Here is a 13,984-nt window from a genome sequence, read left to right on the forward strand (position 1 = left end):
ATGACCGCTCCGGTCATTCCGTATCGGCAGCAGGAGACGTAAATGGAGATGGCTTGGACGACCTCATTGTTGGGGCATCTCGTGCCTCCCCCAATGGTAATAATTCCGGTCGCACCTATGTGGTGTTTGGCAAAAGTGATACTACAACAGTCAACTTGAGCGACATTACCAATGGTACCGGAGGTTTTGCCCTCAATGGCGAGGCAACTTATGACTACTCCGGTGGTTCGGTATCGTCAGCAGGAGACGTGAATGGGGATGGCTTGGACGACCTCATTGTTGGGGCATCTCGTGCCTCCCCCAATGGTAATAATTCCGGTCGCACCTATGTGGTGTTTGGCAAAAGCGATGGCACCACAGTCAACTTGAGCGACATTGCTGCTGGTACGGGGGGCTTTGCCCTCGACGGCGAGGCAGCAGATGACCGCTCCGGTTTTTCCGTATCGGCAGCGAGAGATGTGAATGGAGATGGCTTTGACGACCTCATTGTTGGGGCATTTTTTGCCGACCCCAATGGCAACCGTTCCGGTCGCTCCTACGTGGTGTTCGGGGGCAACTTTACAGCAGCGGTGACCCAGACGGGGACTACTGGTGCCGATAACCTCACGGCTACGGCCAATGGCGAGGCTCTGGTGGGGGGTGAAGGTAATGATATCCTTAGCGATAGTGGCTTTACCGATCTGTTGCTCTATGGCGGTGCGGGTAATGACGAGTTGCAGATTGCCAATACCAGTTTTAATCGCCTCGATGGGGGTTTGGGCGACGATACCCTTACCTTTAACGGTGGGGGGATAGCACTGGATCTGACGGCTAGTGCCGATAATACGAAGATTAAGGGGCTGGAGACGATTGACCTGACGGGTTCGGGTAATAATAGCCTCACTCTTGATTATGCTTCTCTGTTGCATTTGGTCTCGGAAAATACAGCAACTTCTGGATTCCAAACTCTGACAGTGACGGGGAATAGCGGAGATAGCATCAGTGCTAACTTATCGGCGTTAACCTTTACTACCAGTAGTAGTGGCGGTTTCACCACTTACGAGTCGGATAATCTACGTTTGGTAGTCAGCGATGAGGTTGACCAAACGGGGATAGTCTCTAATACAGCTCCTGTTGCGACAGATGATACAGTGGCAGATTCAGTATTGCTCAGTTCTACTCTGGAGATTGATGCAGCCGACCTGCTGGCTAACGATACTGACCCAGAGATGGATACTCTCACGGTTACAGCCGTCTCCAATGCCAGCAATGGCACGGTGTCGTTAAATGGAACCACGATTACCTTCCGAGCGGATGCCAACTTTACCGGCACGGCGACCTTTGACTATACGGTAGACGATGGGAATGGAGGGAGCGATACGGGGACTGCGACCATGACGGTGGTCTCGCAAGTGGAGTTAAGTGCCATTACGAACCAGACTAGTATACCGGTGGGAACGGGGGGTTTTGCGATCGACGGCGAGGCGGCTAATGACCGCTCCGGTGTTTCCGTATCCTCAGCGGGAGATGTGAATGGAGATGGCTTGGACGACCTCATTGTTGGGGCATTTCGTGCCGACCCCAATGGTGGTAGTTCCGGTCGCAGCTATGTGGTGTTTGGTAAAGCCAATGGCACGGCGGTCAACCTGAGCGATATTACCTCTGGTACAGGAGGCTTTGCCATTAATGGCGAGGCGGCTAATGACCGCTCCGGTCGTTCGGTATCGGCAGCGGGAGATGTGAATGGGGATGGCTTGGACGACCTGATTGTCGGGGCATCTGGTGCCGACCCCAATGGTGGTAATTCCGGTCGCTCCTATGTGGTGTTTGGCAAAAGCGATGGCACCACAGTCAACTTGAGCGACATTACCGCTGGTACGGGGGGCTTTGCCCTCGACGGCGAGGCAGGTAGTGACCGCTCCGGTCGTTCGGTATCGGCAGCGGGAGATGTGAATGGGGATGGCTTGGATGACCTCATTGTTGGGGCAGAAGATGCCGACCCCAATGGTAATAATTCCGGTCGCTCCTATGTGGTCTTTGGCAAAAGCGATGGTACAACAGTCAACTTGAGCGATATTACCGCTGGCACGGGAGGCTTTGCCCTCGACGGCGAGGCAGCTTTTGACAACTCCGGTTATTCCGTATCCTCAGCGGGAGATGTGAATGGGGATGGCTTGGACGACCTCATTGTTGGGGCATATGGTGCCGACGCCAATGGTGGTAATTCCGGTCGCTCCTACGTGGTGTTTGGCAAAAGTGATGGTACGACAGTCAACCTGAGCGATATTACCGCTGGCACGGGAGGCTTTGCCATTGATGGCGAGGCAGGTAATGACTTCTCCGGTACTTCTGTCTCGTCAGCGGGAGATGTGAATGGGGATGGCTTGGATGACCTCATTGTTGGGGCAGAAGATGCCGACCCCAATGGTACTGCTAATGCCGGTCGCTCCTATGTGGTGTTTGGCAAAAGCGATGGCACGACGGTCAACTTGAGCAATATTACCGCTGGCACGGGAGGCTTTGCCCTCGACGGCGAGGCGGCTTTAGACGGCTCCGGTTATTCCGTATCCTCAGCGGGAGATGTGAATGGAGATGGCTTGGACGACCTCATCGTTGGGGCAGATGATGCTGACCCCAATGGTAGTAATTCTGGTCGCTCCTATGTGGTGTTTGGCAAAAGCGATGGCACGACGGTCAACTTGAGCGATATTACCGCTGGCACGGGAGGCTTTGCCCTCGACGGCGAGGCGGCTTTAGACGAATCCGGTATTTCCGTATCCTCAGCGGGAGATGTGAATGGGGATGGCTTTGATGACCTGATTGTTGGGGCATTTGGTGCCGACCCCAATGGTAATCGTTCCGGTCGCTCTTATGTGGTGTTTGGGGGCAACTTTACGGCGGCGGTGACCCAGATGGGGACTACTGGTGCTGATAACCTAACGGTTACTGCCAATAGTGAGGCTTTGGTTGGCGGGGAAGGTAATGATGTCCTCAGCGATGGTGGGTTTAGCGATATCCTGCTCTATGGTGGGGCTGGCAATGACCAGTTGCAGATTGCCAACACCAGTTTCAGTCACCTCGATGGCGGTTTGGGCGACGATACCCTCACGTTCGGTGGTGCGGGTATGGCTCTGAATTTAACCGGTAGTTCGGATAATACGAAGATTAAGGGACTCGAGACCATTGACCTGACGGGTTCGGGGAATAATAGCCTCACTCTTGATTATGCATCTCTGTTGCATTTGGTCTCGGAAAGCACATCTGGCTCTGGGTTCCGCACTCTGAGAGTGACAGGTAATGTGGGAGATGCGGTTACGGCCAATCTATCGGCATTAGGGTTTACCAGCAGCAGTAGCGGCGGTTTCACGACTTACGAGTTGAATCAGTTACGTTTGGTGGTCAGCGATAATGTTGACCAGACGGGGATTATGATTTAAGCCCACAAATTTGTCAGGGCGGGTTCATGAGCCATCTCTTCTGCCAACGAAGATATTGGACAACCCGCCCCTACCGGATCGATACTTGCAAATAGGATGGTATGACTGATACTCACTCTACACCGACGGAAATCATGGGTTCGCGCCAGTTACCTCATTGGCTGGCGGAGCAGAATGTTAGTTTGGCGTTTACCACGTATCAGACAGGAAAGCTCTTTCTGATTGGTACTGGGGCGGATCGACGGCTGTGGATTTTTGAGCGCACGTTTAATCGGGCGATGGGTTTATGTGCTACTTTGTCGAGCTTGTATCTGAGTTCGTTGTATCAATTGTGGCGCTTTGAAAATGCCCTAGAACCGGGACAAATCCATGAAGGCTGCGATCGCCTCTACGTACCCCAAATCAGCTATATTACGGGCGATTTGGACATTCATGATATTGCAATTGATAAGAGCGGTCAAATTATCTTTGTCAATACCTTATTCGGGTGTTTGGCAACAATGAGCGCAACCCATAGTTTCATTCCTCTCTGGAAACCTCCGTTTATCTCCAAACTCGCTGCTGAAGACCGCTGTCATCTGAATGGTTTGGCAATGGAGAATGGGGAGCCGCGCTATGTGAGTATGGTCAGTCAAACGGATATTGCTGATGGTTGGCGCGATCGCCGGGTGAACGGCGGCTGTATTATGGATGTGACCACCAATGAGGTCGTCCTCAGGGATTTATCGATGCCCCATTCCCCCCGATGGTATCGAGATAAACTATGGTTACTCAATTCAGGTACGGGTTATTTCGGATATGTTGACCGACAAACAGGCCAGTTTGAACCCGTGACTTTCTGTCCCGGATACTTGCGAGGTCTGGCTTTTGCGGGAGATTTTGCCATAGTTGGACTCTCAAAACCCAGGCATAATAAGACGTTTATGGATTTGCCTCTAGATGAAACCCTAAAAGCAAAAGATGCTGAAGCTCGCTGTGGTTTGCAGGTGATTGACTTGCGTACTGGAGATATCGTTCATTGGCTGCGCATTGATGGCTACATTGAAGAAATGTATGATGTAGCTGTTTTGCCCAATGTCCGGCGACCCATGGCTCTAGGGTTTAAGACCGATGAAATCCGCCGAGTGATTACTATTGGTGACTCGTTACCAACCTGAGTATCAAGTCCTGTGAAACATTTGCCATTGGAACCACAGGAAAGCAATGGCCAAGATTACCAATTCCCTATTCTCTAGCACGAAGCCCTATAGATATTCTTGCAATCGTACTATATACCGATAACTAGCCGCATTTTTCCCTTGAATCTCTAAATGTCCTCCATGGAGTTGAGCCAGATTAAAACTTAACTCTAAACGTAGAAACTGCATTTTAGTTTTGAAGCTACTAGAAGTTTCTCGTTGCTCTTCTGGAGTTTCTAATGGGGACGAAACCTCAGTGAATCCATCAGATTTTACAGAATCATATGCAGGAGATTCAGACCAACCAGAAGAGCTATCAGGAGAAGCTACACTTTGCTTAGAGTCTCTTAATTCTTTTTGTTTAAACCAGCGTTTCACTTCATCTAGGTTAGGAAGTCCTTCTCCAAGCCAAGGATGGGAAATCCAAATGGAAAAATACAATTGCTCTGCCCGATGAGAGGCATGAAGGCGAATGATACTTTCTTCGGCTGCACCCTCCATGACACTGGCAATCAGATGGTAGAGAATTTGTTGGACTAAAACTTTATCAACATGCCAAATGCGGATTCCGGGTTCAATAGATAAACGAATTTGTTTGTTTTGATCGCTAGCTAAGGTCTCTAAATGACTGGTAGCTTGCTGGCAGAGCATTTCTACATCAACGGGCTTAATTTTGAGCGGTGGAGCGAGGTCATCAAGAACAGCTAATTCTAAGATTTGATTAATTAAAGAGAGTAAATTTTGACCGCTATCGTAAATAATGGTCATGTATTCTTTTTGTTTTGGGGTTAGGGGGCCATAGGTTTCGGTGTTGAGCATTTTAGCCATTCCCAGAACCGAAGTTAGGGGCGTGCGTAGCTCTTGGCTCAGTTGATTTAGAAGTTTGTTTTTACTTGCCATGGCCGGGGCTGTTCTGGAAGAGTAGGTCGTGAATTCTTGAGAAGAGGAATTTTGGGGCGTTGCACTCACACCGACTAATCCAGTTTGGTTGGAGGGTATTTTTAGTATATGGGCACGTTCAAATTCACTCAAACTCCAGCGAGCTGTCATTTCTAGATAGGAAATTTCTTGCGAGGTGAATCTGTGGGGTTCAAGATCTAAAACAGCTAAGGCTCCAATACATTCGCCTTCAGAGAGAAGGAGAGGAATGCCTAAATAGGCGTGAATTCCATATTCTTGATAGAGGAAATTTTGGCTGAGTTCTTCATGATTAGCTAAATCAGCAATCAGCCATTTTTTGCGGGTTTCGACAATTTGACGACTGAGGGAATGTTGTAGGGGAATGGAGCGTTGAGCGGCTAGATCGTTCATGAGTCCCAGGCGCGAGAGGCCAAAGGCGGCTTTGAGCCATTCGACTTGACGATCGACAATGCCTAAAATGCAAATGGGAACTTGCAGATAGTGGGCAACGGTTTGGGTGGCTTCTTCAAAGATGGGTACACTACTGTTGTCGAGTAAGCCAAGTTTTTGTAAGGTCTGTAATCGATCGTGTTCCCGTTGGCGATCGCCACTTACAGCAAATGCCAGTTGATTCTCACGCTCATCCATTGTCATTTTTACGCAGCCATTTGTTTTTTTTAGGGACTAGAGATTTTAAACCGATCCGAGTTTTCTCTTATTATATCTTGGTATTCCCCATTCCCTACAACGCGCTATATTGCTGGGCAGCTAGGGCGATCGCCTGGGGTAAGATTCGATGTTCTTGTATTTGAATTCTGGCATGTAGGGTTTCTGGAGTATCATCGGGTAGCACGGGAACCGCTGCTTGCACTAAAATCGGCCCTGTATCTACTTCTAAATCCGCTAGATGTACGGTACATCCTGTAATTTTCACCCCGGATTCTAAGGCATCTTCTATCCCACGAATTCCGCGAAAACTGGGTAATAAACTGGGATGAATATTAATCACACGGTTAGGGAAAGCACTGAGGATTATTTCAGTAACGATCCGCATCCATCCTGCCATAATTACCCATTGTACTCTGTGTTCTTTTAGGGTTTCGACAATGGCAGCATCAAATTCTTGACGACGCTTTTTATAGTCTCGATGGTTGAGTAAAATAGCAGGAATACCCCACCGTTGAGCGCGAGCGGCAACTTTTGCCCCTGGGTTATTGTAGATCAGGGCATTAATTCGGGCGTTTAGTTTCCCGGCGGCGATCGCCTCTAATAGGGCTTCAAAATTACTGCCGCTCCCCGATGCCATCACCCCTAATTGCAGAGGTTCCGTAAACTGAGGATAGCGATCGCACTCTGGAGAAACTAAACTCCGATCGATGGCAGCAGTTTTCATTTTTTATGCCCCCGGTAACCCTACAATAGTCCTGAATCAGTAGTTTAACATAGGTCGTCTTCCTGAAAACAGAAGATTCCTAAGGTTCTAGAAGATTTATAAAACAAATCTTAATTCTGACTGATATTCCTGAAAACCTTTGCTTAAATAGTCCTGTTTTGTTTGTTGTACTGACGCAAAAGAGGGAAGGACAATGGCAGAAGTATCACAACCCGATAAAAATCATCTTTAAAAATTGCCCGAGGTAAAATCATGCAACGAACAATAGCACAACTCCAACAAGAGATTCAATCAGGAGAATCCGTGCTTCAAGAGGGTATCCGCTATATTCAAGTCGCTTGCGTGCGAGTGACGTATCTGCCAGCGGAACTTCAGTTATTTGAAGCCTATCAAATTCTCGATCGAGGGGATACTCGCAAAAGAGATCTCGCGGGCGTATCTGAAAAGCTCAAATCAGGTGAAGAACCCATTCAAGCGGCGATGCGGGGAATTCAGGAAGAATTGGATTTAACGCTTTCAAGATCTCGCTTTTTATCTCTAGGAACTGAATTATGCCAAAAAATCTCTAAAGGCTATAATTTACCTACTGTCTATACCCTCTATAAATTCTCCCTAGAGTTGAATCAAGAGGAATTCGATCGAATCGCTCCCGTTTACATCTCTCAAGAGGCCGATAAAACTACGGTCTTTAAGTGGATGCCCATCACCCCAATTACCCTTACTCCAGCCTCCCTCACTCAACTCCAGACCAGTCCCCTGGGCGATCGCCCCTGTCCATAATCCTGACCTCTATTGATGTTATCCCGATCGGTTGTCCCCATATTCTCTTGTAATTGTGGTGCTGAATACTCTACACCTCATCTTTGATTTTGATGGTACATTAGCAGAATCTTTGGATCTGGTGGTTGAAATTAGCAACCGTCTTGCTCCCGAATTTGGCTATCGCTCCACTTCGCCAGAAGAACTCCATCACCTCAGAAACAACTCTACGGAACAGGTTCTCAAGAAAGTAGGAGTGGCTTGGTATAAGTTACCTTTTCTGATGCTGCGGCTAAGACGGGAAATGAATCAAGCCATTCATACTTTGAATTTAGTTCAGGATATGGCAGACATATTAGAGACCCTCAAACATCAAGGGTGTACCTTGGGAATTGTGACCTCAAATGGACGAGAGAATGTCAATAGTTTTTTGAAAAAACACCAGTTAGATCATCTATTTGAGTTTATTGAATCGGAGTTAAATGTCTTCGGAAAAAGTCGGGTGATTAAGAAGATAATTAAAAAACGACGCTGGTCTCTAGAACAGGTAATCTATATAGGGGATGAAGTGCGTGATATTCAAGCAGCTCATGAAATCGGAGTTAAGGCGATCGCCGTTGGGTGGGGATTTCAGTGGCCAGAGATTTTATCAGAGTACGATCCGGATTTTTTGCTCTCAGAACCCAGGGAGTTGATTGATGTAGTCGCAGCACTTAAGAGGTCTGAATAGGTTTGGATGGGTTGATTGGAAAGTGAGAATATGTTATAATAGAAGGTTAAGAAAAGTTGGATTATTAAATCCCTAAACCGGGTTATGGCAGGACACAGTAAGTGGGCAAATATTAAGCGTCAGAAAGCACGGGTAGATGCGAAAAGAGGACAAGTATTTACTAAAGTGTCGCGAGAAATTATTGTGGCGGCTCGCAGTGGTGCCGATCCAGCAGGGAATTTTCAACTGCGGGCGGCAATTGAGAAGGCAAAAGCAGCAGGAATCCCCAATGACAATATTGATCGGGCGATCGCCAAAGGAGCCGGTACTTGGGAAGCCGATAATAACCAATATGAGTTTATCCGCTATGAGGGATATGGGCCCAGTGGCGTGGCTATTCTGATTGAAGCTCTCACCGATAATCGTAATCGTACAGCCGCAGATGTGCGAGAAGCCTTTAATAAAAATGGGGGAAACTTAGGGGAAACTGGATGTGTGAGCTGGATGTTTACCCAGAATGGAGTCGTGCGACTCACCGGTAAGGTAGATGAAGATGAGTTATTAGAAATCTCCATCGAAGCAGGAGCGCAAACCTACGAATGGGTTGACGATCCCGATGATGAGGCAACCGTAGAAGTGTTTACCGAGACGGGAAATCTGCAAAACTTGACGCAAACCCTACAAGAAGCAAAACTAGAGGTTATCACCTCAGAGTTACGCTGGATACCGAATATGACGGTAGACGTAAAAGAAGAAGATTTAGCGCGATCGCTCCTTAAATTACTAGATGCTCTCGAAGACTTAGATGATATTCAAACTGTAACCCCCAATTTTGAAATGAGCGATCGATTAATGTCTTTAAGTGTTGTTTAGCAATTATGGCTGCATCTCCTATTCCGATCGTCATTAAGCTCTTTGCCGTTTATCAAGAAGCCTATGGTGTGCCTGAACTTGCCTGGGAATTCCCCCCCCATACCCCCGTTTCTGCTGTACTCGATCGCATGATTAGCGAATATCCCCAATTAGCCCCATGGCAACCCCTAACCCGGTTTGGGATTAATTTACAGTTTGTAGAGGGAGATCGAATCCTAGAATCTGGCGATGAAGTTGTCTTAATTCCTCCCGTTAGTGGAGGATAGAGGAATGGGGAATGGGAGGAGAAGCTCTCTGCCTTTCTTTCAACTGTGCTAAGATACGGAAAGAGTGCAAAAAGTCAGACCAGTAAACGGAGGGTTCATGAGGCTCAAACGATGGGAATCGCCCCGTCGCAAGGGGAGAAACGACAAAGGAAAAGGCGGATCGGCCCGCCAGCGACAACTGAAAAAACAAACCCAAATGCTACGCAAGCGCTTAAAGGGTGAACAAAAGAAGGGAGAATGTGATGTTCTCCCTTCTTTTTTGTCCCTAGGTTATACATAAAACCACGGAGGCACAGAGTACACTGGGTTTTGGATTAGCCATTGATCAGGCGTTTGATGCCGTTTTTAAGAATGGGAACGTTGAAGTTGATGAGCAATCCTAGGCGGAGTTGACGGAGTTTGAGGTAGGTCAAAAGTTGGGCTTGATGAATGGGTAGGATAGCTTCAACAGCTTTTAGCTCCACAATCACTTGATTTTCAACCAGTAAATCTAAACGATAACCACACTCCAACTGTAATCCCTTATAGAAAACAGGCTGGGCAACCTGCTGCTCAACTCGTAATCCTCGCTGCTGCAATTCATACCTTAAGCAATTTTCATAGGCAGACTCCAACAAACCCGGCCCCAACTCTCGATGCACCTCAATTGCTCCCCCAATCACCTCCCCCGATATCTTATTCAAATCACCACCTTCCATCCCTGTGTCCTCCGTGCCTCCGTGGTTTCCATATCCTCTCCCTTCCCACCCTCCATCTCAATGTCCTCCGTGCCTCCGTGGTTCATCATATCCTCTCCCTTCCCAACTAGGCCTCTTGTCCCGCATGGTAGGAGCTACGAACCAAAGGCCCAGAACGAACGTGATTGAAGCCCATATTGCGGGCAATTTCGCCTAATTTCTCAAATTCATCAGGATGCCAATAGCGCTGCACAGGGAGATGATCCAGGGAAGGGCGCATGTATTGACCCAGAGTTAGGCGATCGCAATTAACTCCCCGTAAATCCTCCAACGTCTCCACAATTTCCGCCTCCGTTTCCCCATGCCCCAACATTAACCCAGATTTCGTAGGAATATTGGCATTCAGCTCTTTCACCCACCGCAGCACATCCAAAGAACGCTCATATTTCGCTCCTCGTCGCACCGGGCGCTGCAAACGTCTCACCGTTTCAATATTATGGTTATAACAAGCCGGATTCGCTTCAGCCACTTGCACAACTAAATCCCGTTGTCCCCGAAAATCAGGAGTTAACACCTCAATTTCCGTTTCCGGATTCACTTCGCGCACCCGCTCCATTGTTTTCACAAACCATCCAGCCCCCTGATCCGGTAGATCGTCGCGAGCAACCGAGGTTAACACCACATACTTTAAGTCCAAGAGCTGCACCGATTCCGCAATTTTATCCGGTTCCTCTGGATCGAGGGGGATGGGAGCATGTCCCTTATCCACCTGACAAAAGGCACAAGCACGGGTACAAGTCGGTCCCATGAGTAAAAAAGTTGCCGTTTTTTGGCTATAACACTCAGCCCGATTGGGACATCGCCCTTCCTCACAAATAGTATAAATTTGGCGTTGCTTGATAATTTTTTGTACCGTCGATAGCTCGCTCGCTTTACCAATAGAGCGCCGTAGCCAAGGGGGAAGCTTCGCTAAAGGCGATCGCGCTCTCTTCTGGGTAGTAGCCGAAACAGTAGGAGGTGTAACCGATACATCAGATGGATTAGAATTCATGGTTAACAATCAATAGGGTTCTCAAACGACTCCAGTGATTAGGGTCAGAATTCTATTATTATTGATAGATAGAGCAGAAAAGAGAGGAATTGCCTTGATGATCTTCTAATCATCATCATGGGCGTGACCTCACCCCATTCCTCTTCTGGATTGACCTAGACCTCTGAACACCACCGTTCGCCCCCCTGCTCAACTCAGGATTGCTATTCAATCGTCACCCTTTCAAGGAGTTCATTGTGGGACATAAAATTCTAGTCATTGATGATAGTCGTGTCATCAGAGCGCGAGTCAAGGATATGTTACCAAAAGGTAACTTTGAAGTCGTTGAAGCCAAAGATGGTGAAGAAGGACTCAATTTGATCCGCCAAGAACACCCTAACTTGATTATGCTCGATTTCCTCTTACCCAAAGTCAGCGGATTTGAGGTTTTCCAGCAAATTCAGGGTAATAGCGATTTGCGTAAAATTCCTCTGGTCTTAATGTCAGGACGTAAGGAAGAGGTTACCGAAAAAATTAAAGAACCCTTTGAATTTTGGGAATTTATCCCCAAGCCGTTTGAACAAAAAGATTTGATTGCTGCTATTAAGTCAGCTATGGCTAAAGCCAAAAAACCTCGACCTGCTCTAGAGGGAGGAGACACAACGGCTGGCAATACGGGATCGACTCCTACAGGTGCTGCACCCTCAGCCGGAGCATCTGGGGCCGAAATTGCCGCCCTAAAAGAGCAAATTGAGAAAATGCAAGCCGAAATTAACGCACTGAAGAAACAAGTCGCTCAAATCGAACCGTTGAAACAACAGGTCGTGAAAATTTTCAACTTTGTTAAGCAAAAACTGAAATAATTGGGTTTTAATTGAGGTCCCGGCGACCTTCTAAGGCACGAGCGAGGGTGACTTCATCAGCGTATTCTAGATCTCCTCCCATGGGCAATCCAAAGGCGATGCGGGTCACCCGTGTAAAGGGTTTCAGGAGTTGACCGATATAGAGGGTAGTGGTTTCTCCTTCCACACTAGGACTAATCGCTAGAATCACTTCTTGGATGTTTTCTTGGCTCACTCGTTGCACCAGCGATTGAATAGTTAGTTGTTCTGGACCAATTCCATCCATGGGGGAAATTACACCTCCGAGAACATGGTAGAGTCCTCGGTATTCTCTGGTTTTTTCCAGGGCAATAACATCTCGCGAGTCTACAACTACGCACAAGATTTGGCGATCGCGATTTTGATTACGACAAATACTACATAAAGGATCGGCGGAAAGATGATAACACTTCTGACACAACCCCACTTGTTGTTTAGCATCTAGTAGAGCCTGTGCCAGAGCTTTGATTTCTGCTTCTGGCCGCTTTATCGTATGAAGAGCCAGACGTTGCGCGGTTTTTGGCCCAACACCAGGTAACCGTTGGAATTGCTCAATGAGACGAGCTAAAGGACTAGGATAAACCGTTTTCTTGCTCCTTATTCGTACAGATGCTTCTCCAGGGTAACACTGACCAATGAGCTTAAGCGAGGATTAAGAATCTTCACTCTGGGGTTGCTTTTTGGAAGGAATGGGATACCCTAACAAAATGTAGTGTTTACTTTAGGAGAGCGATTGGGTATGACGGTTCATGATTTACTGACATTGATTTTATTGCTCAGTCCTGGAATTCTTTTATCTGCTCTGGTGATGTTTACCTTTGCCGCTGGTGGATAGGATTAATCATGATTAGCTGGGGGTTTGTGAGTTCTACATCGCTCCCGCATTTTTTTGAAATAAGACCACAATTGTCTTCAAAATGAGTTTAATATCATGGAATAAACTCCAGTTTTCTTGATAGCGTAAATCCATTTGAATCACGGTTTCAAAGTCTCGGATGGACGATCGCCCATTCACCTGCCATTCTCCGGTCATACCCGGTTTCACATCAAGCCGTTGCCATTTAGGAATCTCATAGCGCTCAATTTCATCTGCTGTAGGGGGACGAGTTCCCACAAGACTCATTTCCCCCCTTAAAACATTCCAAAACTGGGGCAGTTCATCTAGACTCGTACGACGTAAGAATTTCCCCACACGGGTAACCCTCGGATCGTCCTTGTTTTTAAAAAAGGCTCCTTCTGCTTCATTTTTAACTTGATGCTTCAGAGCTTCAGCATTAGCCACCATAGATCGAAACTTCCAGATTCTAAAGCGTTTCCCCATCCAGCCACAGCGAATTTGACCGAAAAATATGGGCCCAGGATCGTCAATTTGAATGGCGATCGCAATCGGGAGAAATAGAAGTGCCGTAATCCCTAAGCCCACCAAGCTACCGATAATATCTAATAACCGCTTCAGGGGAGATCGTACCGAAGGATGAATCTTTGGAGAGGTCTGAGGAATCTCAGTAACTGGTGTTAACAGGGCATCTGTCCCCATATCAATGGTAAAGGCCTCTGTAAGTCCCGTTAATTCAAAAGCCATCTTCACTTGAGGATGAAGACTCCAAATAATCAACTCGATCTGTTGGGCACGAGCTATTTTCAAACAGCCCACTAAAGCACCAATACCACTACTATCAATAAATGTAGTTTGTCCTAAATCCAAAATCACCCGCTCAAGACCCGATTGCCGATCGCAGACCTGCTTAAAATAGTCCTTAAACGCCACTGCTTGGGTAACGGTAAAATTTTTGGATAATTGAACCAAACAACAAGCCCCAAAGGAAGTCATGGCAAACTCAGGGGGATTAACTGGATTGTTCATAAACACCTCAAGGGGAGTCTATTGCAGTTCTATTCTGT

Annotated in this window: 15 protein-coding genes; 9 read left to right on the forward strand and 6 right to left on the reverse strand. The window is 47.3% G+C overall.

Annotated elements, in window-relative coordinates:
- Positions 1 to 3,416 (forward strand): beta strand repeat-containing protein (locus J7545_RS11115; RefSeq protein WP_318719564.1); only part of this gene is annotated, 3,416 nt, incomplete at its 5' end.
- Between the two features lie 101 nt (positions 3,417 to 3,517).
- Positions 3,518 to 4,573 carry a TIGR03032 family protein gene (locus J7545_RS11120; RefSeq protein WP_318700136.1) on the forward strand — a complete coding sequence of 352 codons (1,056 nt, stop codon included), beginning with the start codon at positions 3,518 to 3,520 and terminating at the stop codon, positions 4,571 to 4,573.
- An 87-nt stretch (positions 4,574 to 4,660) separates the two neighbouring features.
- Here J7545_RS11120 and J7545_RS11125 read toward each other — a convergent pair whose 3' ends face one another.
- Positions 4,661 to 6,148, reverse strand: coding sequence for a histidine kinase dimerization/phospho-acceptor domain-containing protein (locus tag J7545_RS11125; protein WP_318719565.1), 1,488 nt, complete (start codon positions 6,146 to 6,148; stop codon positions 4,661 to 4,663).
- A gap of 88 nt (positions 6,149 to 6,236) precedes the next feature.
- Positions 6,237 to 6,887 carry a phosphoribosylglycinamide formyltransferase gene (gene purN / locus J7545_RS11130; RefSeq protein WP_318700138.1) on the reverse strand — a complete coding sequence of 217 codons (651 nt, stop codon included), beginning with the start codon at positions 6,885 to 6,887 and terminating at the stop codon, positions 6,237 to 6,239.
- A 252-nt stretch (positions 6,888 to 7,139) separates the two neighbouring features.
- Here purN and J7545_RS11135 point away from each other — a divergent pair, with 252 nt between their 5' ends.
- The 5 genes from J7545_RS11135 (at position 7,140) to J7545_RS11155 (ending at position 9,774) form a co-directional block, all read left to right on the forward strand.
- Positions 7,140 to 7,667, forward strand: a complete 528-nt coding sequence (locus tag J7545_RS11135) for a hypothetical protein (RefSeq protein ID WP_318700139.1) — start codon at positions 7,140 to 7,142, stop codon at positions 7,665 to 7,667.
- Between the two features lie 55 nt (positions 7,668 to 7,722).
- Positions 7,723 to 8,376 (forward strand): HAD-IA family hydrolase, encoded by a 654-nt coding sequence (locus tag J7545_RS11140; RefSeq protein ID WP_318719566.1) that lies wholly within the window; start codon positions 7,723 to 7,725, stop codon positions 8,374 to 8,376.
- 84 nt (positions 8,377 to 8,460) lie between these two features.
- The gene (locus J7545_RS11145) at positions 8,461 to 9,228 is read left to right on the forward strand and encodes a YebC/PmpR family DNA-binding transcriptional regulator (protein WP_318700141.1); all 768 of its coding nucleotides are present in this window, start codon (positions 8,461 to 8,463) and stop codon (positions 9,226 to 9,228) included.
- 5 nt (positions 9,229 to 9,233) lie between these two features.
- Positions 9,234 to 9,494, forward strand: coding sequence for a MoaD/ThiS family protein (locus J7545_RS11150; RefSeq protein WP_318700142.1), 261 nt, complete (start codon positions 9,234 to 9,236; stop codon positions 9,492 to 9,494).
- 97 nt (positions 9,495 to 9,591) lie between these two features.
- Positions 9,592 to 9,774 (forward strand): hypothetical protein, encoded by a 183-nt coding sequence (locus J7545_RS11155; RefSeq protein WP_271939864.1) that lies wholly within the window; start codon positions 9,592 to 9,594, stop codon positions 9,772 to 9,774.
- 34 nt (positions 9,775 to 9,808) lie between these two features.
- On the opposite strand, the gene J7545_RS11160 is transcribed toward J7545_RS11155, so the two are convergent.
- Positions 9,809 to 10,192, reverse strand: a complete 384-nt coding sequence (locus J7545_RS11160) for a GxxExxY protein (protein ID WP_318700143.1) — start codon at positions 10,190 to 10,192, stop codon at positions 9,809 to 9,811.
- 106 nt (positions 10,193 to 10,298) lie between these two features.
- Positions 10,299 to 11,222, reverse strand: coding sequence for a lipoyl synthase (gene lipA / locus J7545_RS11165; RefSeq protein ID WP_318700144.1), 924 nt, complete (start codon positions 11,220 to 11,222; stop codon positions 10,299 to 10,301).
- Positions 11,223 to 11,455: 233 nt separating this feature from the next.
- On the opposite strand from lipA, the gene J7545_RS11170 reads away from it, so the two are divergent.
- Positions 11,456 to 12,064, forward strand: coding sequence for a response regulator (locus J7545_RS11170; RefSeq protein ID WP_413038658.1), 609 nt, complete (start codon positions 11,456 to 11,458; stop codon positions 12,062 to 12,064).
- Positions 12,065 to 12,071: 7 nt separating this feature from the next.
- Here J7545_RS11170 and recR read toward each other — a convergent pair whose 3' ends face one another.
- Positions 12,072 to 12,683 carry a recombination mediator RecR gene (gene recR, locus J7545_RS11175; protein WP_413038659.1) on the reverse strand — a complete coding sequence of 204 codons (612 nt, stop codon included), beginning with the start codon at positions 12,681 to 12,683 and terminating at the stop codon, positions 12,072 to 12,074.
- 111 nt (positions 12,684 to 12,794) lie between these two features.
- Here recR and J7545_RS11180 point away from each other — a divergent pair, with 111 nt between their 5' ends.
- Positions 12,795 to 12,917 carry a hypothetical protein gene (locus tag J7545_RS11180; protein ID WP_318719567.1) on the forward strand — a complete coding sequence of 41 codons (123 nt, stop codon included), beginning with the start codon at positions 12,795 to 12,797 and terminating at the stop codon, positions 12,915 to 12,917.
- Between the two features lie 33 nt (positions 12,918 to 12,950).
- Here the strand turns inward: J7545_RS11180 and J7545_RS11185 are convergent, their stop codons facing one another.
- A complete protein-coding gene (locus J7545_RS11185; protein ID WP_318700146.1) occupies positions 12,951 to 13,946 on the reverse strand; it encodes an anti-sigma factor antagonist in 996 nt (331 codons plus the stop codon).
- Between the last annotated feature and the right edge of the window lie 38 nt (positions 13,947 to 13,984).

Source organism: Roseofilum sp. SBFL (genome assembly GCF_017746885.1).
Classification (GTDB): Bacteria; Cyanobacteriota; Cyanobacteriia; order Cyanobacteriales; family Desertifilaceae; genus Roseofilum.